Annotated in this window: 21 protein-coding genes, 1 tRNA gene and 1 pseudogene; 10 read left to right on the top strand and 13 right to left on the bottom strand. The window is 60.9% G+C overall.

Annotated features, from left to right (window positions below; translation table 11 throughout):
• Position 1: 1 nt before the first annotated feature.
• From LU682_RS09645 to LU682_RS29795, 5 genes and pseudogenes are all read left to right on the top strand, one after another.
• The gene (locus tag LU682_RS09645) at positions 2-433 is read left to right on the top strand and encodes a DcrB-related protein (RefSeq protein ID WP_010954873.1); all 432 of its coding nucleotides are present in this window, start codon (positions 2-4) and stop codon (positions 431-433) included.
• A gap of 53 nt (positions 434-486) precedes the next feature.
• Positions 487-5,040 (top strand): RHS repeat-associated core domain-containing protein, encoded by a 4,554-nt coding sequence (locus LU682_RS09640; protein WP_232857650.1) that lies wholly within the window; start codon positions 487-489, stop codon positions 5,038-5,040.
• A 12-nt stretch (positions 5,041-5,052) separates the two neighbouring features.
• Positions 5,053-5,514 (top strand): hypothetical protein, encoded by a 462-nt coding sequence (locus LU682_RS09635; protein WP_139139536.1) that lies wholly within the window; start codon positions 5,053-5,055, stop codon positions 5,512-5,514.
• A 153-nt stretch (positions 5,515-5,667) separates the two neighbouring features.
• A pseudogene (locus LU682_RS30150) lies at positions 5,668-5,808 on the top strand (hypothetical protein); the annotation flags it as partial.
• A gap of 282 nt (positions 5,809-6,090) precedes the next feature.
• Positions 6,091-6,756 carry a DsbA family protein gene (locus tag LU682_RS29795; RefSeq protein WP_060489083.1) on the top strand — a complete coding sequence of 222 codons (666 nt, stop codon included), beginning with the start codon at positions 6,091-6,093 and terminating at the stop codon, positions 6,754-6,756.
• A 158-nt stretch (positions 6,757-6,914) separates the two neighbouring features.
• Here LU682_RS29795 and LU682_RS09625 read toward each other — a convergent pair.
• From LU682_RS09625 to LU682_RS09595, 7 genes are all read right to left on the bottom strand, one after another.
• A tRNA-Gly gene (locus LU682_RS09625) sits at positions 6,915-6,990 on the bottom strand.
• Between the two features lie 63 nt (positions 6,991-7,053).
• Entirely contained in the window at positions 7,054-7,614 is a 561-nt protein-coding gene (gene pgsA / locus LU682_RS09620; RefSeq protein ID WP_010954882.1) for a CDP-diacylglycerol--glycerol-3-phosphate 3-phosphatidyltransferase, read from the bottom strand.
• 33 nt (positions 7,615-7,647) lie between these two features.
• Positions 7,648-9,471, bottom strand: coding sequence for an excinuclease ABC subunit UvrC (gene uvrC / locus LU682_RS09615; RefSeq protein WP_010954883.1), 1,824 nt, complete (start codon positions 9,469-9,471; stop codon positions 7,648-7,650).
• A 6-nt stretch (positions 9,472-9,477) separates the two neighbouring features.
• The gene (gacA, locus tag LU682_RS09610; protein ID WP_003251380.1) at positions 9,478-10,116 is read right to left on the bottom strand and encodes a response regulator transcription factor GacA; all 639 of its coding nucleotides are present in this window, start codon (positions 10,114-10,116) and stop codon (positions 9,478-9,480) included.
• 63 nt (positions 10,117-10,179) lie between these two features.
• Positions 10,180-10,569 (bottom strand): helix-turn-helix domain-containing protein, encoded by a 390-nt coding sequence (locus LU682_RS09605; RefSeq protein ID WP_010954884.1) that lies wholly within the window; start codon positions 10,567-10,569, stop codon positions 10,180-10,182.
• Positions 10,570-10,676: 107 nt separating this feature from the next.
• Complete coding sequence (locus LU682_RS09600) at positions 10,677-11,120, bottom strand: GNAT family N-acetyltransferase (RefSeq protein ID WP_010954885.1); 444 nt, start codon at positions 11,118-11,120, stop codon at positions 10,677-10,679.
• Positions 11,121-11,130: 10 nt separating this feature from the next.
• Positions 11,131-11,517 (bottom strand): DUF488 domain-containing protein, encoded by a 387-nt coding sequence (locus LU682_RS09595; RefSeq protein WP_010954886.1) that lies wholly within the window; start codon positions 11,515-11,517, stop codon positions 11,131-11,133.
• 128 nt (positions 11,518-11,645) lie between these two features.
• Here LU682_RS09595 and LU682_RS09590 point away from each other — a divergent pair, with 128 nt between their 5' ends.
• The gene (locus tag LU682_RS09590; protein WP_010954887.1) at positions 11,646-13,262 is read left to right on the top strand and encodes an inorganic phosphate transporter; all 1,617 of its coding nucleotides are present in this window, start codon (positions 11,646-11,648) and stop codon (positions 13,260-13,262) included.
• Positions 13,263-13,442: 180 nt separating this feature from the next.
• Here the strand turns inward: LU682_RS09590 and LU682_RS09585 are convergent, their stop codons facing one another.
• The 3 genes from LU682_RS09585 to LU682_RS09575 all read right to left on the bottom strand — a co-directional run bounded on the left by LU682_RS09585 (position 13,443) and on the right by LU682_RS09575 (position 16,163).
• Positions 13,443-14,138 (bottom strand): glutathione S-transferase N-terminal domain-containing protein, encoded by a 696-nt coding sequence (locus tag LU682_RS09585; protein WP_010954888.1) that lies wholly within the window; start codon positions 14,136-14,138, stop codon positions 13,443-13,445.
• A gap of 87 nt (positions 14,139-14,225) precedes the next feature.
• Positions 14,226-14,723, bottom strand: coding sequence for a PaaI family thioesterase (locus LU682_RS09580; RefSeq protein WP_003251394.1), 498 nt, complete (start codon positions 14,721-14,723; stop codon positions 14,226-14,228).
• 57 nt (positions 14,724-14,780) lie between these two features.
• Positions 14,781-16,163 (bottom strand): amino acid permease, encoded by a 1,383-nt coding sequence (locus LU682_RS09575; RefSeq protein ID WP_010954889.1) that lies wholly within the window; start codon positions 16,161-16,163, stop codon positions 14,781-14,783.
• 255 nt (positions 16,164-16,418) lie between these two features.
• Between LU682_RS09575 and gcvA the strand changes: the two genes are divergently transcribed.
• Together gcvA and LU682_RS09565 are read left to right on the top strand one after the other, a co-directional pair.
• A complete protein-coding gene (gcvA, locus tag LU682_RS09570; RefSeq protein WP_003251398.1) occupies positions 16,419-17,315 on the top strand; it encodes a transcriptional regulator GcvA in 897 nt (298 codons plus the stop codon).
• 179 nt (positions 17,316-17,494) lie between these two features.
• Positions 17,495-18,745 (top strand): 2-aminoadipate transaminase, encoded by a 1,251-nt coding sequence (locus LU682_RS09565; protein ID WP_060489080.1) that lies wholly within the window; start codon positions 17,495-17,497, stop codon positions 18,743-18,745.
• Positions 18,746-18,748: 3 nt separating this feature from the next.
• Here LU682_RS09565 and LU682_RS09560 read toward each other — a convergent pair whose 3' ends face one another.
• Positions 18,749-19,051 carry a hypothetical protein gene (locus LU682_RS09560; protein ID WP_010954891.1) on the bottom strand — a complete coding sequence of 101 codons (303 nt, stop codon included), beginning with the start codon at positions 19,049-19,051 and terminating at the stop codon, positions 18,749-18,751.
• A gap of 246 nt (positions 19,052-19,297) precedes the next feature.
• Between LU682_RS09560 and LU682_RS09555 the strand changes: the two genes are divergently transcribed.
• Together LU682_RS09555 and fusA are read left to right on the top strand one after the other, a co-directional pair.
• Entirely contained in the window at positions 19,298-19,723 is a 426-nt protein-coding gene (locus LU682_RS09555) for a hypothetical protein (RefSeq protein ID WP_049588238.1), read from the top strand.
• Between the two features lie 73 nt (positions 19,724-19,796).
• Positions 19,797-21,908 carry an elongation factor G gene (gene fusA, locus LU682_RS09550; RefSeq protein WP_010954893.1) on the top strand — a complete coding sequence of 704 codons (2,112 nt, stop codon included), beginning with the start codon at positions 19,797-19,799 and terminating at the stop codon, positions 21,906-21,908.
• Positions 21,909-22,038: 130 nt separating this feature from the next.
• On the opposite strand, the gene LU682_RS09545 is transcribed toward fusA, so the two are convergent.
• Together LU682_RS09545 and LU682_RS09540 are read right to left on the bottom strand one after the other, a co-directional pair.
• A complete protein-coding gene (locus tag LU682_RS09545) occupies positions 22,039-23,481 on the bottom strand; it encodes a SulP family inorganic anion transporter (RefSeq protein WP_049588236.1) in 1,443 nt (480 codons plus the stop codon).
• Positions 23,482-23,564: 83 nt separating this feature from the next.
• Positions 23,565-25,274, bottom strand: a complete 1,710-nt coding sequence (locus tag LU682_RS09540) for a S8/S53 family peptidase (RefSeq protein WP_010954894.1) — start codon at positions 25,272-25,274, stop codon at positions 23,565-23,567.
• Positions 25,275-25,327: the final 53 nt, after the last annotated feature.

Below are 25,327 nucleotides of genomic sequence, written 5' to 3'. Positions count from 1 at the left end.
GATGACCCGATACCTGACGCACGATGTAATCCTCAATCTGGGTGATGAAGCCCACGAGGACTCGACGCTGAACATGCTGCGCTTTCCCGACAGGCAAACCACGTTGGTGATCGCTCGCAGCCCTGTTGCAACCACCAAGACCCTGGATGAGGCCTTGGAGGAGCAACTGAACGTATTACGGAAGAAGTCAAAGGCGCTGACCATTACGCCCGCGAAAGTGACCCGCCTTGGAAGCAATGAGCATCCCGTCGACAGTCGGGAAATGGCCATCCAGTTCATGGTCGGCGACAAGCCCCACTACCAGCTTCAGGCGGCCTGCCTGATACCGGGACAGCAACGGATGCTGGTGCTCAACTACAGCAAGCCTGGGCCTTTGAGTGACGACGATATCAGCCACTGGCGCGCGCTTAAAGACGAGCTCCGATTTGCCTGAGCCTCTCCACGCCCCAGGACAAGGACTTTCGGATTGCTAGGAGCTTACCGCCAATGGCGCAGACCGTTCACGCCGCCCGAATGGGCGACGCAATTCTTCATCCATCGCTTGCCGCTGAAATGATCAGCGCAGTTGCCGAGGCCGTTATCTATGCAGCGGCCACCGCGGCCGTCGCCGCAGCCATCAGCTTGGCCGTGGTTGGCACCGTAGCCACTGGCGGTGCGGCTGGCGTCGCCATCGCCGCAGTCGCGGGTGTGGCAGTCGGAGCAGTGAGCACCCTTTCCGTCGGCGAAGACCAGACTGTCGGCGACGCCATCTCCAGCTTTTGCGACAGCCTTGGCAACAGCGTGGACTCGCCCGATCCCTACGGAAAAATCGAGAGCGGGTCAACCAATGTGCTCATTAACAGTGAGCCCGCTGCGCGCGCGGCCGGCATCACTGGCCCACCTGGAGGCGGCGCAGCCGATACTGAACAAGAGGAACCGTCCATCCTGGAGAACGTCGGTTCCATGGCCATGGCTGCGGTGCCTTATCTCGTCCCGTTCGTGGGGCTGGGGATGGCCATACGTGACATCTTCAACCCGCCCGTGACCACACCGGCCAACCCAGGCTCGGAGCCCGCTGAAGGAGACAAGATCAGCTGTTCGCGCCACCCGCCCCTGCCCGACACCTTCATTGCGCAAGGCTCGGACAAGGTATTCATCAATGGCCAACCCGCAGCGCGTTCAGGTGACAAGACCACCTGCGATGCCACGATTGATGTGAATGAAAACGTATCGCCCAATGTGCGCATTGGTGGCGGTACGGCGACGGTCCGGGACATTCGCAACGGCAAGAGCAAGATTGCGATGTTTACCGGGATTATTGCGGGGATGCTTATCTCCCGAAGGTTTGGCCGCATCAAAGGGTGCACATTAGGCAACCCGGTTGCTGTTGCCACCGGGAGCAAGCTGCAGGAGGGTCCGGAGGACATCGACTTCAATCTCCCAGGCTTGCTGGCCATCCAATGGGCACGGCGCTACGACAGCAGGGACATGCGCAGCGACGGTCTACTGGGGATGGGTTGGAGTGTCCCCTATGAAGTGGAGCTGGCCCGCGTCCCACATCCTCAAGGCGGTACGCTGTGGATCTACATCGACAACGACGGTAACCGACTGGAACTGGGCCGCCTCAGTGCCGGTGATGCCTTCATCAGTGCCGTGGACGGCTTGGCCTTCTTCCAGCTGGAGGACGGCCAGACCGTTGTCGAAGATATCAATGAAGGGCTTTATCGGGTCTTCGATACCGACCCGCTGAATCCGAAACGCTCACGGCTGATCAGGCTCGGCGACCGCAATCTCAATTGCCTCGACCTGCTGTACGACGAACAAGGGCGCCTGAAAGCCCTCTATGACAAGTACGGCCAAACGGTCGTGCAGCTTCACTATGCCGCCAGGCATCCCCAGCGTGTCAGTGAGGTATCACGGGTGTTCCTGAAAAACGGTGGAACACCTACGGTAGAACGCAGCGAACTGCTGGTCAGCTATCGCTACACCGACAACGGGCAACTGCATGAGGTATTGGATGCGACGGATCAACGAGTCCGCCGCTTCACTTACACCCCCGAGGGCTATCTCAATAGCCATCAACTGGCTAGCGGTGCTGTCCGCGAATACGAATGGGCGCGCTTCGCCATTCCTGAAACGCGCCCTACTCCCAAGCGCCTGGACGGCACGCCCTACCGCTTGCCTCCACTGCTGGAGCCCCAACCCGATCACGAATGGCGAGTGATTCGCCACTGGGGCAGCGATGGTGAAGAGTACCGGTTCGAGTACAACCTGGAAGCCGGTGAAACCCTCGTCACGGACAACCTCGGCCGCCGTGATCACTACTACTGGGGGCCACTGTACGAGGTCTATAAGCACATCGACCCTCAGGGCAACTGCTGGCTGGCGGAAGTGATCGCCGGACAGTTGATCAAGCGCATCGACCCGCAAGGAGGCGAATGGCGCTACAGCTACGACGATATCGGCCGCCTGATCGAAACCCGCGATCCCCTCGGCCGCAGCGAACACATCAAATACCTACGACATTGGGCGCTACCCATCCAGGTCACCGATACAGCCGGACGGACTCGGCAATACGGCTACGACAGCCACGGCAATCTGCTCTGGCAGCAGGACCCGCTGGGGCGCGAGACACAGTACCAATACGACCCGGAAGGCCGTGTTACCCAGGTCACCGATGCCCTCGAAAAGAGCAAGTACCTGAGCTGGAACACGTGCGGTCAGTTGCTCAGCTACCGCGACTGCAGCAATGCCCAGACGCTGTATCACTACGACGCCCATGGCCGCTTGCGCGAAAGCATCAATGCCCGGGGTGAACACACCCACTTCCGCTACGACGCACGTGGTTATCTGGTCGAAAGCGAACGCCCGGACGGTCGCATTGATCGTTATGAAATTGATGTCGCTGGTCAACTGACGCGCTATATCGACCCTGCCCAGAAAACCCTGCAATTTCGCTACGACCCCAGCGGCCGGCTGGTCGAACGCACGGACGCCATGGGCTACAGCGTGAAATTCCGCTACGACGCCTATGGTCGGCTACTGCAACTTACCAACGAGAATGACGAGTCATACCGCTTCGGCTGGGACGAACTGGACCGGCTGGTGGCACAAAAAGACCTGGATGGCAGTGGCCGCCTCTATGCCTACAACGTGCTGGATGAGGTCACTCGTCTTACCCATGTGCCCTCGCCTGACGAGCAGCCGCCGCTGTCCGACAACGCCCCGCCGACACGGACGGCTGCCATCCGCCATGACTTCGAGCGGGACGCCATCGGCCGGCTTGTCAGCAAGCGCACCGAGGATGGCACCACCGACTACCGCTACGACGCCGCCGACAATCTGCTGTCCATCACCTTCACAGACAACAAAGGAGAAAAACAGCAACTCGACTACACCTACGACGCCAACGGGCAACTGCTCAGCGAAACCAACAGCGCTGGCTTGCTGCAGTACCGCTATGACCCGCTGGGCAATCTGCAGACCCTGGTCCTGCCCGACCAACGTGAACTCAACCACCTGTACTACGGCAGCGGGCACCTGCACCAGATCAACCTGAACGGCCGGGTGATCAGCGATTTCGAACGTGATGCGGTGCACGACGAGGTCCTGCGCACCCAAGGCAAACTGGTCACCCGCACGCGCTACGACACCAGCGGTCGCCTGGCCGGAAAGGCTATTCACTACCGCGATGCCCCTGCTGAAGTGCTGCCACTGCTGGACGAGGCCTATCGCTACGATGCCAGCGACAACCTGATTGCCGAGGTACTGACCCAGACCCAGCGCCGCGGGATGACCAACGCGGCCAATGACGAAAACGCGCATCTCGAACAGATCATCGGCCGCTTTCATGACCTACCCCACACGGGCAAGACTTATTCGGGACACAACCGTTACGGCTACGACCTCAACGAGCAACTGCAAACCATCCAGCAGTCACGCCCCAACTGGCAAGCCACGCAGGTCGAGGATTTCAAGTACGACAAGGCCGGCAATCTGTTCGACGGCCCCAAGCTCAATGGCCTGATCAAGCACAACCGGGTGTTGGTGTATCAGGACAAGCGCTATCGCTACGACCGCTTTGGACGGTTGTGCGAGAAGCGGATCGGCAGCAACTGGGTGCAGTATTTCGAGTACGACGCCGAGCAGCGGCTGGTTTGCGTGGAGCAGTACCGCAGTGGCGAGCGTGAGCGGGTGGTGTTTGCCTATGACCCGTTGGGGAGGCGGATCAGCAAGGAGGTTTATCAGAGGGACTATCCAGAGCCGCGTCGGCGGGTGCTGTTTCATTGGCAAGGGTTGCGCTTGCTTCAAGAAGTGCAGAGTGGGTTGGCTAGCTTGTATGTGTATGCCACTCCGGACAGCTATGAGCCGCTAGCACGGATCGATGGGTCGATGGGTAGGGAGGTGGTTCAGTATTTTCATACCAACCTGGCCGGGCTTCCCGAGCAACTGACTGACGCGAATGGCAATGCGATTTGGCGTAACGATTATGAGGGCTGGGGGAAGACGCGGGATGAGTGGCACAGTCCACACCAGGCGAGAGAACAGAACCTGCGATATCAAGGTCAGTATGTTGACAGAGAAATAAGCCTCCATTACAACACCTTCAGGTTCTACGATTTTACCACTGGTCACTTTATTCAACCGGATCCCATTGGACTGGAAGGCGGGTTAAACTCATACGCGTATGGACCGAACCCGCTGGCATGGATTGACCCTCTTGGATTGTTCTGTGGTGTCGCCAAGAGCTCGAAATGGAATAGAGCACGTCAAAACCTTAATGGGCCCGGACTTAGAGATCATTTCGAAAAGCATGGCTCTCAAGTAGGAGCAAATTCAGCGAAGGAATACGATTTTAGTGCAAGAACGACGATACAAAATGGAAGAAAATTCACCTACAGGGACCGGTACACTAACAAGCCAAGAGTCGGCTATCACGATCCTGACACTGGATTATTTACCGCAACCAGTCAGACAGGAAAAGTACCTGTTATTTTAACTCATTTCCCTGAATCGTGGTCAAACTTAAGGCGCCTACCTGGATTCAGCACTCCAAATTAGAGGTTTTAGATTATGTCCCCTGAGAAAAAAATAATGGCTACCATTAGAAAAGGATACCGAAGACCTCATGACATTGAAATGCTGGCTAGCGAAATTTACACATGGCTTTGCAATGACAAACTAGCTAGCAGGGAAATTCTAATGGAATTTGTTTCAAGCGTTAACAACTCAAAACTCCCTGACGTCATTCAACTAACCTTTGAATACTTGAAGCGCCTATCCACTCATGAAAGCGAGTTACTATACGAGGAGAGCGAAAAAATAGGGCATTTATTTGATTCTATAAACATCATGACAACACTCGGCCTCCATCATGATGACAACATAATCAAGGAATCTGACGAGCTAATAATTAACGCACTGAAAAGCAAACGATTCACCAACCCACCCAAACAAATCAACACTGAGAAACCATGGTGGAGCAGAATATCAGACAAGCTTCTCAAAGAACATATTCCCAATAAAAGTCTCTGACCAGCATTCTTATATATCAGCGCTCACACTGGCGCATTTAATCAATCAGGAACTACTGAGATCTGCGACTTTAATTTGTTCAGGCGATGAACCGCTCGAGGCCTGCAATTTCGCTACGACCCCAGCGGCCGGCTGGTCGAACGCACGGACGCCATGGGCTACAGCGTGAAGTTCCGCTACGACGCCTATGGTCGGCTACTGCAACTCACCAACGAGAATGACGAGTCATACCGCTTCGGCTGGGACGAACTGGACCGGCTGGTGGCACAAAAAGACCTGGATAGCAGTGGCCGCCTCTATGCCTACAACGTGCTGGATGAGGTCATTCGTCTTACCCATGTGCCCTCGCCTGACGAGCAGCCGCCCCTGTCCGATAATGCCCCGCCGACACGGACGGCTGCCATCCGCCATGACTTCGAGCGGGACGCCATCGGCCGGCTTGTCAGCAAGCGCACCGAAGATGGCACCACCGACTACCGCTACGACGCGGCCGACAATCTGCTGTCCATCACCTTCACAGACAACCAGGGCAAGAAGCAGCAACTCGATTACACCTACGACCCCAACGGGCAACGGATGAGTGCAACCAACCTAAAGTGGGCCGGCGGCTGGCTCGCAGCCGCGGTTTTGGCACTGTGCTGGTGGCTGCCGCTACCTTTTCGTTCCACCGCCGATGATGGCTCGCCGCGGATCTACGGCAACCCCGAAGCGCGCTTCACCCTCACCCTCTACGCCGAACTCGAATGCCCGCACTGCCAGGCCTACCTGCCGCAACTGCAGCGCTGGATCGTCACCAACGATCACGTCAACCTGGCCTGGCGTCACCTGCCCCTCCCCCAGCATGAACCGGCCGCAAGTCGGGAAGCGCGGCGGGTCGAATGCCTGGGCCAGGGTGAGGGTCGCGAAGGCGTTTGGGGGGCCGTGCTCCGGGTCTACTTACATAGCCAAGGCAACGGCCGTGAGTTGGCTGCTGGACATGACTATCCGGACATCGGCCCGTCCCTGCAACGCTGCCTGGCCGGCGAACGGGCTGCCCAAGTCGTGGAGACGCAAAAAGCGGAAACCTTGGAGATTGGATTTAACGCTACACCCACGCTGCGCCTGACCGACAACCACACCCAGCACACGCTGATCCTGGAAGACCCAATCGATCCCGATGCCTTGCTGTCCGCAGTGGACCTGTTGAGCGCACCCGAGATCTTTGAAATACCCGTTGACGTGATCAGCGATATGTCCAGGTAGCCCACGGCGTCACGGCCAGGGCGCCGCGTTGTGGTGTTTGTACTTGAATTTCGTAGAGGGCGGGGTATTGAGGCAGAATGCATTCGAACGAAAAAAGGCCCCGAAGGGCCTTTTTTCAACGACTTACAGACTTCGACTGAAACCTGTAGATCTTTATTTGGAGCGGGAAACGAGACTCGAACTCGCGACCCCGACCTTGGCAAGGTCGTGCTCTACCAACTGAGCTATTCCCGCGTCGTGATGGGTGCCATTCTAGCGATTTCTAAAACAGCGTCAACCCCTTGATTCAAAAAACTTTTATTTTTTTTCCGAGCCTTCGCGCAGGTGCGGCCAGGCGGCCAGCAGGTAGTGCACCATCGACCACAGCGTCAGCCCCGCTGCCACCAGCAGCAGCCCGTAGCCCAGGATCACCCAGAAGGTCACCACCGGCGGGTTGCCCAGCAGGATCACCAGCGCCAGCATCTGCGCCGCAGTCTTCCACTTACCGAGGTTGGACACCGCCACATGCGCCCGCGCGCCTAGCTCGGCCATCCACTCGCGCAGCGCAGACACCACGATCTCGCGGCCGATGATGACCGCCGCCGGCAGGGTCAGCCAGAAGTTGGCGTGGGTCTGCACCAGCAGCACCAGGGCCACTGCCACCATCAGCTTGTCGGCCACCGGGTCGAGGAAGGCGCCGAACGGCGTGCTCTGCTGCAGTCGACGGGCCAGGTAGCCGTCCAGCCAATCGGTGGCGGCGGCTACGGCGAATACGCTGCTGGCGGCCATGTAACTCCACTGATAGGGCATGTAGAACAGCAGAATGAAGCACGGAATGAGCAGGACGCGTAGAACGGTGAGCAGGTTTGGAATATTCATCGGTACGACTGGCTGCAAGTTGAGCCCGGCATTCTACTCGCTATGCAGGCTGGCATAAATCGACTCGGCAAGCTTTTTACTGATGCCGGGGGCTTTGGCGATTTCATCGATACTGGCGCGGTTGAGCTCCTGCAGGCCGCCGAAATGTTTAAGCAGGTCGCGGCGGCGCTTGGGCCCTACCCCGGCCACATCTTCAAGGCTGGAGACTCGACGAGCCTTGCCACGACGGGCCCGGTGGCCGGTGATAGCGAAGCGGTGGGCTTCGTCGCGGATCTGCTGGATCAGGTGCAACGCCGATGAATCGCCCTTGAGGGTGAATTCGTGATGCACATCGTTCAGGTACAGGGTTTCGAAACCCGCCTTGCGTGTGACGCCCTTGGCCACACCCAACAGGGTGAGGTCGGTGAAGCCCAGCTCCTGCATCACATCGCGGGCCATGTTCAGCTGGCCCTTGCCGCCGTCCACCAGCAGCACATCGGGCAGCTTGCCCTCGCCGTCCTTGATGCGCCCATAGCGGCGGGTCAGGGCCTGATGCATGGCCGCATAATCGTCACCTGCGGTGACGTCTTCGATGTTGAAGCGGCGGTAGTCGGACTTGATCGGCCCTTCGGGGCCGAACACCACGCAACTGGCCACGGTAGCTTCACCACTGGAGTGGCTGATGTCGTAGCATTCCAGGCGTTGCGGCACTTCATCCAGGCCCAGCACTTCGGCCAGGGCTTCGAAGCGCGCAGCCATGTGCTGGCGGTTGGCCAGGCGGGCATTCAACGCCTGCTCGGCATTGGTCACGGCCAGTTGCTGCCAGCGGGCGCGAGTGCCACGCACCCGGTGGCTGATGGTCAGTTCGCGGCCACGCAGCGTGTGCAGCGCTTCGGTGATGGCGTTGAAATCTTCGTGAACAACATTGACGATCAACTCGCCGGGTAGCTCGCGCTCTGCGTTGCCCAGATAGTACTGGGACAGGAATGCGGCCATGACCTCGGCCACCTCCTCCTCGATGCCCACCTGCGGGAAGAAGTTCTTGCTGCCCAGTACTCGCCCGCCGCGCACGCTGATCAGGTGCACACAGGCACCACCCGGGTTGACGAAGGCGGCGATGACGTCGACATCGCCGCTGCCGCCCTCGATGTACTGTTGGTCCTGCACGCGGCGCAACAAGGCGATCTGGTCGCGCAGCTCGGCGGCTTTTTCGAAATCGAGGGCCATGGCGGCCTTTTCCATCTCGGCGTTCAACTCATTGCCCAGTTGCTGGCTACGCCCTTCCAGAAACATCACCGAATGACGAACGTCCTCTGCGTATTCCTCGGCAGTCACCAGGTCGGTGCAGGGCCCTTTGCAGCGTTTTATCTGGTACTGCAGGCATGGCCGGGTGCGGTTGGCGTAGTAGCTGTCTTCGCACTGACGCACAGAAAAAGCCTTTTGCAGCAGGCTGAGGCTTTCGCGAATGGCCCCGGCGCTGGGGTACGGGCCAAAGTAACGGCCCTTGGCCTTTTTCGCCCCACGGTGAATGCCCAGGCGCGGGAACTCGCCATCGGACAGAAACACGTAGGGGTAGGACTTATCGTCGCGCAGCAGGATGTTGTAAGGCGGCCGCCACTCCTTGATCAGGTTCTGCTCCAGCAGCAACGCCTCAGTTTCGTTGGCGGTGATGGTGGTTTCAACCTGGGCGATGCGCGCAACCAGCGCGGCGGTCTTGGGCGCAAGGCCGGTCTTGCGGAAATAGCTGGCCAGGCGCTTCTTCAGGTTCTTGGCCTTGCCCACGTAAAGCAGCCGGGCTTCGCCGTCGAACATCCGGTAAACGCCCGGGCGACCGCTGCAGGTCGCCAGGAATGCGCTGGCATCAAAGACTTGGGACATGAGGTTTTACAGGCTTGCGTCAACCATACCGTGGCGAACGGCCAGCAAGGTCAGTTCGACGTCGCTGGTGACCGAGAGTTTTTCAAAGATCCGATAACGGTAAGTATTGACGGTCTTGGGCGAGAGGCACAACTTGTCGGAGATGATCTGCACTTTCTGGCAGCCGACGATCATCAGGGCAATCTGGATTTCCCGTTCGGACAACGCGTCGAACGGAGACCCCTGCGGCTGGAACGGTTTCAGCGCCAACTGCTGGGCGATCTGCGGGCTGATATAGCGCTGGCCGGCAAAGGCCAGACGAATGGCCTGGACCATTTCGTCAAGGCCTGCACCCTTGGTCAGGTAGCCGGCAGCGCCGGCCTGCAACAAGCGTGTGGGGAACGGGTCTTCCTCGCACACCGTCACCGCCACTACCTTGATGTCAGGGTGGCTGCGCAGCAGTTTGCGGGTGGCCTCCAGGCCGCCGATGCCGGGCATTTTCACATCCATCAGCACAACGTCCGGTTTCAGCTCCCGGGCCAGTTTCAGTGCCGACTCGCCGGAATCTCCCTCACCCACCACCTGCAGGCCGTCGATGTCGGCCAACATCCGTGTAATACCGGTTCGTACCAGATCGTGATCATCGACCACTAAGACCCTAATCAAGCACACACCTCGTCAGCAGGGCGATTGGATCCCGCCACCTTAACAAAATTTTTCACGGTGGGCCTAACGCATTGCTTCCTTCAGAAACGACTGACGTTCGACAGTAAGCGGCCGCACTATTTGCCGGGGCTTGGCGTCGTTGGCCAACCGCCCCAAAAGGTGCAAGAGCGCCGCCTGATCATCCGACCGCAATTTCCGAAAAGCCCCCAGCAAACCGGACTCATCCGTGTTCAAACCTTCGTGCGCTGCCGGGGTGCGCAGGCCGCTGAGGACATACAACGCATCCACGCCCCGGGTCGCCAATGCCGCCAGGTAATCTAGCCGCGGCGTGCGTTCACCGCTTTCGTACTTGCCTTGAGCGTTGGGCTCGACCCCACCGATATCGCCAAATACACGCTGGGTCATACCCAGCCGCTCACGTTCTTCCCGCAGCCGCATACCGATTCCGTTCATAGGGGCTTCTCCTTTTCCCTTATCTCCTCAAGTACGGGCTGCCCGCCTGCAGACAGCCGTAAAGGTGTGGATCCACTATGCCCATGCTCTGCGGTCGCGACAAGCCATCATTTAGCTACTATGTTGATATCTCGCTGCATCCGTACAAAGCATTCGTCTTCACCCATTTCGACGAAGCCATGACGCTGGTACAGCAGGCGGGCCGGGTTGCTGCGGAACACCATCAGCCGCAACAGGGGAAGGCGCCGCTGCCTGGCCCACAGCGCCAGTTCTTCCAGCACCCAGCTACCGACCCCTCGCCCACGGTGCTCAGGCAACAGGTGCAACTCGCGGATGAACAGCGCCTGGCGGTCCTGGCTGAGGCTGCAAAAACCCAACAGCGTGTCGCCTTCTATCACCAGCCACTGCTCGCGCCAGCCCCAGGCCGCGTCGAAGGCGTCCTCGATCCACAGCAGGTCGAATTCACGGTAGTAGGGCAACATGGCGCGGCGCGTAAGGTCGCGGGCGAAGGTGCAGTGGATGTCTTGGGCGGGAATCAACTGTAAGAACATCGCATCGCACTCATTGGGCATAACAAACTGGCGAACTGCCAGGGCCACTCCTGTCCAGTTCGTTTTCCAACCAGTCGGCCAGCACCCGGGCATTGTTGTGCTCGCTGTCCTTGCCGGCATAAAGCAATGTCAGCGTCCCCTTCCTGGCCAGGTCCAGCAGCGGATACCAGTGCTCGGGGTGGGCCGCCAGCGCTTGCTGGTAACGCTGGGTAAAACCGGCAAAATCCACGTCTCCCTGGTGGAACGCCTTACGCAATTCGTTCGAAGGTGCCACTTCGCGCAACCACTGCCCATGAAGGTCTTCCTTGCGTTTGTTGCGCGGCCACAGGCGGTCGACCAGTACACGCTGGCCATCTTCATCCTCAACCGCATCATAGACACGCTTGCAGCGAATCATGGGTGTCTCCTGCCATTACCGTCCGTCTTGAGCCTAGATAATTCATTGATCGAGGTCACGGCCGGGTTACGAATTGTTTCTATGCTCAAGGCCTTCGGCACTTTCGCCCAACGCCAACCGGAGCCCCCATGGCAACCCCGTCAGTGGCCAGCAGCCCACTACTGGCCAAACACGACGCTCGCCCGCAGCTCTCCCACAAACCTGGGCGTGCCACCTTAACGTTGTTCTTCAGCCTGCTGCTGGCTGGTATCGCCTACACCGCCTGGAGCCTCAAGCAGGATGTGACCGCAAGCGGTACGGTCATCACCACGGCCACACCGTTCCTTCTGCTGGGCCTGGCGCTGCTGATTGCCCTGGGCTTCGAGTTCGTCAACGGCTTCCACGACACCGCCAACGCGGTAGCCACCGTGATATACACCCATTCGTTGCCGGCGCCGGTCGCAGTGGTGTGGTCTGGGCTGTGCAACTTCCTGGGCGTGCTTTTTTCCAGTGGCGCGGTGGCCTTCGGCATCATCGCCTTGCTACCGGTAGAACTGATTCTACAGGTGGGTTCTTCGGCCGGCTTCGCCATGGTCTTCGCCCTGCTGCTGGCGGCGATCATCTGGAACCTTGGCACTTGGTGGCTGGGCCTGCCGGCATCGTCCTCGCACACCCTGATTGGCTCGATCATCGGCGTGGGCGTGGCCAATGCGCTGATGCATGGGCGTGACGGCACCAGCGGCGTGGACTGGGCCCAGGCCAGCAAGGTGGGTTATGCCCTGCTGTTCTCACCGCTGATTGGTTTTGCTTGCGCAGCCCTGTTGCTGCTGGCCCTGCGCGCGCTGGTCAAACGCAAGGCGCTGTACCAGGCACCGGAAGGCCAGACACCGCCACCGTGGTGGATCCGCAGCCTACTGATTCTGACCTGCACCGGGGTCTCTTTTGCCCACGGTTCCAACGATGGCCAGAAAGGCATGGGCCTGATCATGCTGATTCTGGTCGGCACCCTGCCGATGGCTTATGCGCTGAACAAGACCATGCCCAACGGGCAGGCCCTGCAGTTTTCCGCTGTCGCCGAGGTGACCCGCCAGGCACTGGTACGCAGCGACCCGCAAGCGGCCCCGGCTGACCCGCGCCAGGTACTGACCCTGTTCATTGCCGAGCCCAAGGCCAGCCCGCACCTGGTACCGGCGTTGGCGGCGCTGACCGGGATGATCGGCGAAGAGGTCAAAGGCTATGGCTCGCTCAAGCGCGTACCGGCTGAAGCCATGGCCAACGTGCGCAACGACATGTATCTGACCAGTGAAGCCATCCGCCTCATGGAGAAAAACCACCTGGTGACATTCGATGCCGACACCCGCAGCCAAGTGCAGTTGTTCAAGGCCCAGCTGGACGACGCCACCCGCTATATTCCGTTGTGGGTGAAGGTGGCTGTAGCCATCGCGCTGGGGCTGGGGACCATGGTTGGCTGGCGACGTATTGTAGTCACCGTTGGCGAGAAGATCGGCAAGACCCACCTCAGCTATGCCCAAGGCGCATCGGCCGAAGTGGTGGCGATGTGCACCATTGGCGCGGCGGATATGTTCGGGCTGCCGGTGTCGACCACGCATGTGCTGAGTTCGGGGGTGGCCGGCGCCATGGTGGCCAATGGGTCGGGGATTCAGAAACGCACTTTGTTCAATCTGCTGATGGCCTGGGTGCTGACCCTGCCAGCGGCAATGCTGTTGGCTGGCAGCCTGTACTGGCTGCTGAACCACATCTTCTGAACCCGTACGCCGCCTTCTGTAGGAGCGGGTTTACCCGCGAATACGGTAGCGGCGGCAACGGTGAACGGCGGGTGGAGATTGGCCAGCAGGCCCGGCCCTTTCGCGGGTGAACCCGCTCCTACGGGCGACCGCGCAGGCCTTTCAACGTTTGCACAAGGCAGTTGTCCCTACACAGGTTGATCAGCCCGGGATTTTCAGGCCACGCTGCACGGCTGGCCGTTCGAGGAAATTCGCCAGCACGCGCTGCACTTCCTTGAACTGGTCGAAGCCCACCAGGTCACGGGCGTTGTAGCGCTCCACCAGGTTACGCACCCAAGGGAAGATGGCGATGTCGGCGATGCTGTATTCCTCAGCCATCCACTGCCGACCTTTCAAATGCCGATCCAGCACGCCCAGCAGCCGCTTGGACTCGTTGACATAGCGGTCGCGCGGGCGCTTGTCTTCATATTCCTTGCCAGCAAAGAAATGGAAGAACCCGACCTGGCCGAACATCGGCCCGATGCCGCCCATCTGGAACATCAGCCACTGCAGGGTCTGGTAGCGCTGGGCGGGGTCCTGGCTGAGCAGCTGGCCGCTCTTCTCCGCCAGGTACTGCAAGATCGCCCCCGATTCGAACAGCGCCAGCGGCTGACCGCCCGGCCCGTTCGGGTCGAGGATGGCGGGGATCTTGTTGTTCGCGCTGAGCGAGATGAACTCGGGGCTCAATTGGTCGTCATTGTCGAAGCTCACCTTGTGCGCCTCGTAAGCCAAGCCAATCTCTTCGAGCATGATCGACACCTTCACCCCGTTGGGCGTCGGCAACGAGTACAACTGCAGGCGTTCGGGGTGTTTGGCGGGCCATTTGCGGGTAATGGGGAAAGCACTGAGTTCGGTCATGATCAACCTTGCCAAGGGAATGAACCTGTCACTCTAGAGACATTCCCAGCCGCTGACCATCACCGACCACTCATCAGCGTTGGCAGCTCAGGCCTGGCCGTGGGCCTTGAGCTTGAGCTTTTCGGTATCGACGCGGACAAACACGGAGTCGGCAGTCACAGTCAGTACATCCTCTGCCCAGACTTCGCAGATGACCCGGCTCTTGCGCCCCACTTCGCCTTCGACACGCGCCTTGAGCAACAGCTCGACGCCCATCGGCGTAGGTTTCAGGTAGGTCAGGTTGAGCGTGCCGGTAACGCAGTCGATACGCGGCAGGCTGCCCGGTTCTCGGCCTTCGTTACGGTAGTGGTAGGCCATCGCCGTCCAGTTGGAGTGGCAGTCAACCAGCATCGCCAGCAGGCCACCGTAAACCAGGCCAGGCCAGCCAATGAAGGTGCTGTCGGGCGAGTGACGGCACACCAGGTGAACACCGTCGGCGTCCCAGTGGCTTTGCAGGTGCAGGCCGCTGGGGTGGGAACAGCCGCAGCCATAGCAAGTACCCTCAGGGGCCGCGAGGGCTTGAAGGGAAAGTGTGTGATCAGTCATACGCTTCCTGTGCTTGTTGGAATGGGGGCGCGCAACGCCCCCATTAAAGCAGAAACATCAGGCCGTCTGGGCAACCATCTTCGCACGCCGCTGGGTCAGCGAAACCAGCAAAATGAACGCGGTCACCCCGGCAGTCATCAGCGTTTCGTAGCGATAGGCATCGCTGAACAGCATGTAGCCCAGCACCATGACGATGGTGCCTATCACCAGCCAGGTCAGCCATGGGAACAGCCACATCTTCAGTTCCAGCGGACGCCCTTCACGCTCGGCACGGGCACGCATGCGCAGTTGCGACACGGCGATGACCAGGTACACCAGCAAGGCGATGGCGCCGGTGGTCGACAGCAGGAAGCCAAACACTTTGCCCGGGAACACATAGTTGACGAAGCAGCCAGCGAAGCCCGCCAGGGTGGAGAAGATCACTGCCACGGTCGGCACGCCGGAACCGGAGATGCGCTTGGTCACGCTCAGCGCCTGACCACGCGCGCCCAGCGAATAGAGCATGCGCGACGCCGTGTAGAGCCCCGAGTTCATGCAACTTGTCACCGCCACCAGCACCACCAGGTCAACCAGCAACTTGGCGCCCGGCACGTTCAGCACTTCCAGTACACGCTGGAACGACCCTACCGCTTTGAGCCCGGGGTCGTTCCAGGCCACCAGCGACACCACCAGGAAGATCGACGCCAGGTAGAAGATGGCGATGCGGTACACCACCAGGTTGGTGGCGCGGCGAATCTTGTCTTTCGGGTTGGCGGTTTCGTCAGCCGCGATGGTGACAATTTCGGCACCGAAGAACGAGAAGATGGTGATCAGCACGCCCCCAAGCACCGTCCCAAACCCATTGGGCATGAAACCACCGCTGTCCCACAGCCGGCTCACCCCGGATACCTCTGCCAGCGGCCAGAAGCCGAACACCGCCAAGGTGCAGACCCCGATGAAGCCAATGATCGCGACCACCTTGACCAGCGCGAACCAGTACTCGAAGGCACCGAAGTTCTTCACGCTGACCAGGTTGGTGCCCGACAGCACCAGCATGATCAGGAAAGCGAACAGCCAGGACGGCACGCCAGGGAAGTAGGCATGCAGGATGTCAGCACCGGCAATGGCCTCCACCGGAATGATCAACACCCAGAACCACCAGTACAACCAGCCAATGGTAAAGCCCGCCCAAGGCCCGATGGCCTCCGAGGCGTAGGTGGAAAAAGAGCCGCTATTGGGGTTTGCGATGGCCATTTCACCCAGCATGCGCATCACCAGCAAGACCAGCAGGCCAGTCATGGCGTAGGAGATGAGGATGGCCGGGCCGGCGGTGGCAATGGCGTTGGAGGACCCGATGAACAGCCCGGCGCCGATGATGCCGGCAATGGAGATCATGGAAACCTGACGGGAAGTCAGGCCGTGCTGCAGTGAGCGCTGTTTCTTGTTGTCTTGCGAAGCCATGAAGAACCCTCGAATGGGTCGGCCGCAGCAAAGCGGCTGAAGGTCTGAGCAGAATTCTTATAAATTTCTGATGTGTGTTGTTGTTGTTTTGCAGAGGACCGAAGCGGGTATTGACCTCCTCTTCGCATGACCGGTTGTAATCGTTGATCCAGGTCAGTATTAATCTATAGGCCGGGGTCAACAAACGACCTTTTCGAACCACATAATTCCTTTATGGAATGAACTCCTTCCTTTTTTGCTCGGTATTCGCCCGTCATGTCCAAACGCCTGATGCCTTCGACCACCGCCCTTCAGTGCTTCGAAGCGGCCGCTCGCCACCTCAGCTTCACCCGCGCGGCCCAGGAACTGCACCTGACCCAGAGCGCCGTCAGCAAGCAGGTCGCGCAGCTTGAGGACATGCTCTCGCACTCGCTGTTCCAGCGCATTCGCCGGCGCCTGCACCTGACCCCGGCCGGCGCGCTGTACCTCACCGAAGTGAACAAGATCCTCACCCAGATCGACATATCCAGCCGCTACATCCTCAGCTACGGCGACGAAACCGAAGTGCTGCGCATCGCCACCCAGCCGACCTTCGGCGCCCGCTGGCTGGTGCCCCGGCTCAAGGGTTTTGGTGACCGCTACCCACGCATTCACCTGGATGTGCGCAACGAGCTGGAGCCATTCGACCTGGTACAGGCCAAGGCGGACGTCGCCTTTTTCTTCGGCCAGGGCACCTGGCCCGGGGCGACCTGCATCGAGTTGTTCAGCGAAGAAGTGGTGCCGGTGTGCAGCCCGCAGCTGCTGGCCAGCCACCGTTTCGACAGCGCCCAGGCGCTGACTGAGCACCGCCTGTTGCAATGCGTGTCGCGGCCGGAGGCCTGGCATGAATGGTTCCTGGGGCTTGGGTTGCATAGCCAGAACAGCTACCACGGGCCGCGCTTCGACACGTTCTACCTGTGTATCCGCGCGGCCATCTCCGGCTGCGGCATAGCCCTGATTCCCCGCTATCTGGTGGCCGAAGAGCTGAGCGAAGGCAAGCTGGTGGTGGCCTGGGACCACCCTGTGGCAAGCAACGGGAGGCACTTCATCGCGCATGCCGAGCATGCGGCCGAAGTGCCCAAGATCAGGGCCTTCGTGCAGTGGATCCGGGAGCGGGTGGCTGAAGGCGATTGATTTGACCTGCCCCGGCCTCTGGCAGGAGCGGGCTTGCCCGCGAAGAGGCCGGCACAGCCAACCCAAAAAACCGGCTAGATCACGAATCCATGGAATGATCGCAATCGAATAATTCGTTTGCGGAATAACCCGCCGACACGCTTGGATAATAAGAAACTCGAACAAGGTCCGCGTGCCCCATGAACCAGGAAAGTATCAGCCAATCCATTGCCATCGTTCACCCGATCACACTTTCCCATGGCCGTAATGCCGAAGTCTGGGACACTGACGGCAAACGTTACATCGACTTCGTCGGCGGTATCGGCGTGCTCAACCTGGGCCACTGCAACCCCGCTGTGGTCGAGGCCATCCAGGCTCAGGCCACCCGCCTGACCCACTACGCCTTCAACGCGGCCCCCCACGGCCCGTACCTGGCCCTGATGGAGCAACTGAGCCAGTTTGTGCCAGTCAGCTACCCACTGGCCGGCATGCTCACCAACAGCGGCGCGGAAGCGGCGGAAAACGCCCTGAAAGTGGCCCGTGGCGCCACCGGCAAACGCGCCATCATCGCGTTCGACGGCGGCTTCCATGGCCGCACCCTGGCCACCCTGAACCTCAATGGCAAGGTCGCCCCCTACAAGCAGCGGGTCGGCGAACTGCCCGGGCCGGTGTATCACCTGCCCTACCCCAGCGCGGATACCGGAGTTACCTGCGAGCAAGCGCTCAAGGCCATGGACCGCCTGTTCAGCGTCGAGCTGGCGGTGGAGGACGTCGCGGCGTTCATCTTCGAGCCCGTGCAGGGTGAAGGCGGCTTCCTTGCCCTGGACCCGGCCTTCGCCCAGGCCCTGCGCCGCTTCTGCGACGAGCGTGGCATCCTGATCATCATCGACGAGATCCAGTCGGGCTTCGGCCGCACCGGCCAGCGCTTCGCGTTTCCGCGCCTGGGCATCGAGTCCGACCTGCTGTTGCTGGCCAAGAGCATCGCTGGCGGTATGCCGCTGGGTGCAGTGGTCGGGCGCAAGGAATTGATGGCGGCGCTGCCCAAGGGCGGCCTGGGTGGCACCTATTCGGGCAACCCGATATCCTGTGCGGCGGCCTTGGCCAGCCTGGCGCAGATGACCGACGAAAACCTTGCAACCTGGGGTGAACGGCAGGAACAGGCCATCGTCAGCCGCTATGAGCGCTGGAAGGCTTCGGGCCTGAGCCCGTACATCGGCCGCCTGACCGGCGTGGGCGCCATGCGAGGGATCGAGTTCGCCAATGCCGATGGCAGCCCGGCACCGGCACAACTGGCCAAGGTGATGGAGGCCGCCCGAGCCAGGGGCCTGCTGCTGATGCCCAGCGGCAAGGCGCGGCACATCATTCGCCTGCTGGCACCGCTGACTATCGAGGCCGAGGTGCTCGAGGAGGGGTTGGATATCCTCGAGCAGTGCCTGGCAGAACTGAACTGAGGCTTACAGGCCGAGTTCTTCCGGGGTAAGCATGTCGGACTCGAAGGCGATCCAGCCGCCTTCCAGTTCGGCATGGCCGTTGACGATCGGGCCGTAATAGGTCAGGCCGTTCTCCAGGGTTACGCAAATGTGCGTGGCCGGTTTCTCAGGGGCCGCGAGCGTACCGACGAAATGCACCTTCTTCAGGGTTTCGGTCACCGCTTCCAGGCCCACGCACATCTTGGGGTTTTCCGAAGCCTCGGTATCTCCGCCACGGTCTTCGGCGCTGATGGTCACAGTGGCGATGTACGGGTACTTGGTGCTCAAACGGGGTTACCTCGGTGGGTGTATAGGCGTACGGGCGCGTAGAGTACGGCAGGCCGTCTCTGTTGTCTCTACTGGCCTCTTCGCGGGCACGCCCGCTCCCACAGCGATCGCATGTTGCTTGGGGTATGCAGGGCACCTGTGAGGGGCGGGTCTGCCTGGGAAGAGCCGGGCCTGCAACAGGTGATCTGAATGCCCCGATCTGTTAGGGTGCCCGCCGATGCACGCCACACCACACGAGGATCCCGAGTGAGCGCCGAAGAACCCCTGATCGCCGACCTGTTCGAAGTCGACAAACGCCTGTCCCTCAAGCCCGTCGTGGACTTCAACAGCTACCTGCGCAATGCCTTCGGCGAGGGCCCATGCCGCTGCCACCGCTGCGTAGAAGGTGCCGACCAAAGCACCTACAGCCACGCGCACAACTTCACCTTCGAAGGCCGCCAGTGGCACCGCCGGTTCGCCAGCACCGCTGGCAGCGACGTCGCCCAGGTGTTGAAAAAAGCCTGGCTGTCGTACACCAAGGCTGATCTCAACCTGGTCGGTGCGCTGGACCTGACCATCCTCAAGACCTTCACCGAGGCCGCCCTGCACACGCGCCTGCTGGCCTTGCTGCCGGCCAGCGGCCTGGCCCGTGAAGTGGATGGCCAGTGGATGCTGCAAGCCCAGACCGACTGACGGCCCGGTGGCAGGGCAGGATTCCACCGGTCTGCTAACTTGGTGGAATCCGTCCACCCACAGGTAGTCCGCCATGGCCCGCACAACGCCCATCGAGCTGTACCGCAATATCGGCATCGTCGCCCACGTGGATGCCGGCAAGACCACGACCACCGAGCGGATCCTGTTCTACACCGGGGTCAACCACAAGATGGGCGAAGTGCACGATGGCGCGGCGACCATGGACTGGATGGCCCAGGAGCAGGAACGCGGCATCACCATCACCTCGGCGGCGACCACAGCATTCTGGCAAGGCTCGACCAAGCAGTTCGCCCACAAGTACCGTTTCAACATCATCGACACCCCAGGCCACGTCGATTTCACCATCGAGGTGGAGCGCTCATTGCGCGTGCTCGATGGCGCGGTCGTGGTTTTCAGCGGCGCGGACGGCGTCGAGCCGCAGTCCGAGACAGTCTGGCGCCAGGCCAACAAGTACCACGTGCCACGCTTGGCCTACATCAACAAGATGGACCGCCAGGGGGCCGACTTCCTGCGCGTGGTCAAGCAGATCGATCAACGTCTGGGGCACCACCCGGTGCCCATCCAGCTGGCCATCGGCAGCGAAGAAAACTTCATGGGCCAGATCGACCTGGTGAAGATGAAGGCCATCTACTGGAACGATGCCGACCAGGGCACCAGCTACCGCGAAGAAGAAATCCCCGCCGAACTGAAGGCTCTGGCCGACGAATGGCGCGCGCACATGATCGAAGCTGCGGCCGAGGCCAATGACGAGCTGACCATGAAGTTTCTCGATGGCGAGGAGCTGAGCATCGAAGAGATCAAGGCCGGGTTGCGCCAGCGCACCATTGCCAACGAAATCGTGCCCACCATCCTCGGCTCATCGTTCAAGAACAAGGGCGTGCCGCTGATGCTCGACGCGGTGATCGACTACCTGCCCGCCCCGTCGGAAATTCCTGCCATCCGCGGCACCGACCCGGATGATGAAGAAAAGCACCTGGAACGGCACGCCGACGACAAAGAGCCGTTCTCGGCACTGGCTTTCAAGATCGCCACCGACCCGTTCGTCGGCACCCTCACCTTCGCCCGCGTTTATTCCGGCGTGCTCAGTTCAGGCAATGCGGTACTCAACTCGGTCAAAGGCAAGAAGGAACGCATCGGCCGCATGGTACAGATGCATGCCAACCAGCGTGCCGAAATCAAGGACGTGTGTGCCGGCGATATCGCCGCACTGATCGGCATGAAGGACGTGACCACCGGCGACACCCTGTGCGACATGGACAAACCGATCATTCTCGAACGCATGGACTTCCCCGACCCGGTGATTTCCGTCGCAGTAGAGCCGAAAACCAAGGCCGACCAGGAAAAAATGGGCATCGCGCTGGGCAAGCTGGCCCAGGAAGACCCCTCATTCCGCGTGCGTACCGATGAAGAGACTGGCCAGACCATCATCTCGGGCATGGGCGAGCTGCACCTGGACATCATCGTCGACCGCATGCGCCGCGAGTTCAACGTCGAGGCCAACATCGGCAAGCCGCAGGTGGCCTACCGGGAAAAAATCCGCAATACCTGCGAGATCGAGGGGCGTTTCGTGCGCCAGTCCGGTGGCCGTGGCCAATACGGCCATTGCTGGATCCGTTTCGCCCCCGGTGATGAAGGCAAAGAAGGCCTGGAGTTCATCAATGAGATCGTCGGCGGCGTGGTACCCCGCGAGTACATCCCGGCCATCCAGAAGGGTATCGAGGAGCAAATGAAGAACGGCGTGCTTGCCGGCTACCCACTGATCAACCTCAAGGCCGCCGTGTTCGACGGCTCGTACCACGATGTCGACTCAAACGAGATGGCCTACAAGATCGCCGCGTCAATGGCCACCAAGCAGTTGTCGCAGAAAGGCGGCGCAGTGTTGCTGGAGCCGGTGATGAAGGTAGAGGTGGTGACGCCGGAGGAATATCAGGGCGACATCCTCGGCGACTTGAGCCGACGTCGCGGCATGATCCAGGACGGTGATGAAACACCGGCTGGCAAGGTGATACGTGCCGAAGTGCCGTTGGGTGAAATGTTCGGCTACGCCACCTCGATGCGCTCGATGACCCAGGGCCGGGCCAGCTTCTCGATGGAGTTCACCCGCTATGCCGAGGCCCCGGCGAGCATTGCCGATGGCATCGTCAAGAAGAGCCGCGGGGAGTAAGCGGTTCTCCTGTGCCGGCCTCTTCGCGGGTAAACCCGCTCCTACAGGATGGCCGCAGGCCCAAACATTGTGCGCCCCCCTGTAGGAGCGGGTTTACCCGCGAAGAGGCCGGCACAGACCGCAACAGTTTTCAATGCTGCTCGCCCGCCCGCTTCAACAGCTTCTTGCACCGCTCCGACAAATGCACCACGCGCAAATGCTTGCCCGCCTTGGCATAGCGCTCGCGCAGGGTTTTCAGCGCCGCAACGGCCGAATAATCGACAAAGCTCAAATGCTGGCAATCCAGCGTGACCTGGGCCGGGTCCCCGGCCGTGTCGAACTGGTTGAGGAACGAGGTGGTCGAGGCAAAGAACAGCGTGCCATGCAGTTGATAACACTTGCCGCCCTCCGCGTCCTCATGGGTGTCGGCATACAGCTCCCGCGCATGCTGCCAGGCAAAGTTGAGCGCCGCGATGATGATACCGAACAGCACCGCCATGGCCAGGTCGGTCAGCACCGTGACCACAGTCACCGCAACGATCGCCAGCACATCATTCACCGGCACCTTGTGCAACACCCGCAACGACGCCCAGGCAAAGGTCTGCTGGGCCACCACGAACATCACTCCGACCAGCGCCGCCAGTGGAATACGCTCGATCAGCGGCGACAGGAACAGCACGAACAGCAGAATCATCACCCCGGCCACCACCCCCGACAACCGCCCCCGGCCATTGGAGCTGAGGTTGATCACCGTCTGCCCGATCATCGCGCAGCCGCCCATGCCGCCGCACAGGCCCGACACCATGTTCGCAGCGCCCAATGCCACACACTCGCGGTCCGGGAAGCCACGGCTCTCGGTGATTTCGTCGGTCAGGTTGAGGGTGAGCAGGGTTTCCAGCAGGCCGACCATGGCCATCAGCACCGCGTAGGGGGCGATGATCTTCAGGGTTTCCAGATTCCAAGGCACATCCGGCAGCGCCAGCCCCGGCAGGCCACCGGCGATGTGCGCCATGTCGCCCAGGGTGCGGGTAGGCAGCCCGAGCACGTACACCACCAGGCCAACACCGAGGATCGCCACCAAGGCCGGCGGCACCGCGCGGGTCAGTTTCGGCAGCACATAAACCACCGCCATGGTCAGCGCCACCAGGCCGATCATCAGGTACAGCGGCGTGCCACTGAGCCAGTGTTCGCCGTCCTTGAAATGCTCCAGCTGAGCCATGGCGATGACGATGGCCAGGCCGTTCACGAAGCCAAGCATGACCGGGTATGGCACCAGGCGCACCAGTTTGCCCAGACGCAGCAGGCCGAACAGGATCATCACCACACCGCCCAGCAGCACCGTGGCCAGCAGGTACTGCACGCCGTGCTGCACCACCAAGGCGACGATCACCACCGCCATCGAGCCGGCAGCGCCGGAGATCATCCCCGGCCGCCCGCCGAACAGCGCCGTCAGGGTACAAATGATGAACGCGCCATACAGGCCCATCAGCGGGTTGAGGTGGGCCACCAGGGCAAAGGCGATGCACTCGGGGACCAAGGCGAACGAGGTGGTGAGGCCGGCGAGCAGGTCGGCGCGTAGTCGGGCGGGCTTCATGGGCTTCCTGTGGTGCAGTCCTGACGGACGTTAGAAAAACGAGAGGCGCGATGTTACGGAATTTGTCTGACAGCGGCCACCGCTCAACGCACCCGTTCCAGGCTCTGCACGGCCAGGTCCAGCGCACGCTGCATGTCCAGGCGCGCCGAACGGCCCAGGTCCGGGTCGTTCAGGCGGCCACCACGCTCTGAGGGCAGGATCGGCGCCGTCAGGTCTTCGGCATCCATCGCTTCGAAATCCTGTTCGGCGCCCAGGGTCAAGGCACTGCGCCGCAACAACATGCGCACCTGTTCCGGGGTAAGTGCCGGGTTGATCGACAGCATCGTCGCCACAGTGGCAGTCACCAAGGGTGTTGCGTACGACGTGCCGCAATGCGCAGCCTCGGCAGACACGGGGCGTATGCAGGCAGCAGCACTGACATCCACGCGCATGTCGATATTGGAACTGTGACGCTTGCGCACATGATCGTGGGCCTCAACTGCCGTAGCCTTGCCACTGCGCTGATGCCCGCCCACCACCAGCAATTGTTCGGTGATGAATGACGAAGGCAGGCGATATTCATCGGTCCCCGACCAGGACGCACCATTGCCCGCCGAATTCACCACCACCACATCAGGGTGCTCCTTGCGCAGCCAGAGGAAGAACTCCTCAAGCAACTCCTCGTAGCCACTCATTGCCAGCCCGGAACGCACCAGCGAATCAACCTCATCACCGTTGACATCGCGCGCGCCGACCCGGTGAATGCCCCAGCTCCAGTTCAGCACCCGCACGCCATCTTCGACCAGGTTCACCGAGGCAGCGATGTTGGCGGTGATACCGGCATCCGAGTTGCGCTCTACCATCACCTCGAAGCCAGGGCTGTGCTTGCCCAGCCCCGGCAAAAAGCCCTCACCCTGCGCAGCGAGAATGCCTGCGACATGGCTGCCGTGGCTTGCCGGGCGGTTACCGTCGCGAGCGTAGAGGCATGTCTGGCCTTGTTCGCAGCCCCCTCGATAATGGCTGAACCCCGGGGCGTCAAAGTCCACTTCGCGCTCGATTACCCCGACCCGCACGGGCTTCACCGGCAAGCCTGAGGCGGCAATCCGGCGCCGGTAGAAATACAGCGCGTCCATGAAGCGGTTGGCGGCCCATTCGTCCGCCTGGTCGATGGCCCGGGTTCCGCGCCCATTGCCCTCCTCCCCGCGCTCGGGGGCGGATTCTTCGACAATCACGGCATCCACGCTGACTTCACTACCCATGCGCAGGACCATCGCATCGCGCTGCACCAGGTCCTCTACCGGCAAGCGCAGCTGGTAGACATTCAGCGGCGGTATGGCACCGACAACCTGGGCGCCGTATTTACCGGCGATGCGCCGGGCCTCGCCGAGGCCGTCGTATTTTTCTTCGATCAACAAGCTGACCAGATCGACATAAGTGGTCAGGCCATCCATGTTCTTCGCCACTTCATCAGGCCCTGCGGCGATCACATGACTGCGCTGGCGGGTCAGCCATACCGGGTTGCTGGTGCGGCCGCCATCGGCCAGCCAGAGCGGGGCGCTGCGCTGGGCTTGTCTCGCCAGTTTCAGCGTTAGCCGGTCACCTTGGCGCTCGATATCGGCTTCTGACAGCCGCGTACCGCCGAGCCATACCGTTGGCAGATTTGCCCGGAGCCCTTCGGCACACAGGCACCATCGCTGCTGGCTATCGCTGAACAAGTCGCCGCAACGCTGCAGCTGCTTGATGCGCAGCGTGTCTGCTGCAGCCTGTGCTCCAAGACTGCAAAGCCATAACAGCAAGATCAGGACACCCTTCATGCAATCACCCCACGCGCTCCCTGTGAGTGCGACTTACGGGGCACCTCAAAGGT

The sequence above is a fragment of the Pseudomonas alloputida genome, assembly GCF_021283545.2.
Lineage (GTDB): Bacteria > Pseudomonadota > Gammaproteobacteria > Pseudomonadales > Pseudomonadaceae > Aquipseudomonas > Aquipseudomonas alloputida.
This window is presented reverse-complemented; position numbering and strand designations above follow the sequence as displayed.

Coding starts and splice junctions, on each gene's coding strand:
- LU682_RS09645 (WP_010954873.1), top strand. CDS start 2: ATGACCCGATACCTGACGCACGATGTAATCCTCAATCTGGGTGATGAA.
- LU682_RS09640 (WP_232857650.1), top strand. CDS start 487: ATGGCGCAGACCGTTCACGCCGCCCGAATGGGCGACGCAATTCTTCAT.
- LU682_RS09635 (WP_139139536.1), top strand. CDS start 5,053: ATGTCCCCTGAGAAAAAAATAATGGCTACCATTAGAAAAGGATACCGA.
- LU682_RS29795 (WP_060489083.1), top strand. CDS start 6,091: ATGAGTGCAACCAACCTAAAGTGGGCCGGCGGCTGGCTCGCAGCCGCG.
- pgsA (WP_010954882.1), bottom strand. CDS start 7,614: ATGAATATTCCAAACCTGCTCACCGTTCTACGCGTCCTGCTCATTCCG.
- uvrC (WP_010954883.1), bottom strand. CDS start 9,471: ATGTCCCAAGTCTTTGATGCCAGCGCATTCCTGGCGACCTGCAGCGGT.
- LU682_RS09605 (WP_010954884.1), bottom strand. CDS start 10,569: ATGAACGGAATCGGTATGCGGCTGCGGGAAGAACGTGAGCGGCTGGGT.
- LU682_RS09600 (WP_010954885.1), bottom strand. CDS start 11,120: ATGTTCTTACAGTTGATTCCCGCCCAAGACATCCACTGCACCTTCGCC.
- LU682_RS09595 (WP_010954886.1), bottom strand. CDS start 11,517: ATGATTCGCTGCAAGCGTGTCTATGATGCGGTTGAGGATGAAGATGGC.
- LU682_RS09590 (WP_010954887.1), top strand. CDS start 11,646: ATGGCAACCCCGTCAGTGGCCAGCAGCCCACTACTGGCCAAACACGAC.
- LU682_RS09585 (WP_010954888.1), bottom strand. CDS start 14,138: ATGACCGAACTCAGTGCTTTCCCCATTACCCGCAAATGGCCCGCCAAA.
- LU682_RS09580 (WP_003251394.1), bottom strand. CDS start 14,723: ATGACTGATCACACACTTTCCCTTCAAGCCCTCGCGGCCCCTGAGGGT.
- LU682_RS09575 (WP_010954889.1), bottom strand. CDS start 16,163: ATGGCTTCGCAAGACAACAAGAAACAGCGCTCACTGCAGCACGGCCTG.
- gcvA (WP_003251398.1), top strand. CDS start 16,419: ATGTCCAAACGCCTGATGCCTTCGACCACCGCCCTTCAGTGCTTCGAA.
- LU682_RS09565 (WP_060489080.1), top strand. CDS start 17,495: ATGAACCAGGAAAGTATCAGCCAATCCATTGCCATCGTTCACCCGATC.
- fusA (WP_010954893.1), top strand. CDS start 19,797: ATGGCCCGCACAACGCCCATCGAGCTGTACCGCAATATCGGCATCGTC.
- LU682_RS09545 (WP_049588236.1), bottom strand. CDS start 23,481: ATGAAGCCCGCCCGACTACGCGCCGACCTGCTCGCCGGCCTCACCACC.
- LU682_RS09540 (WP_010954894.1), bottom strand. CDS start 25,274: ATGAAGGGTGTCCTGATCTTGCTGTTATGGCTTTGCAGTCTTGGAGCA.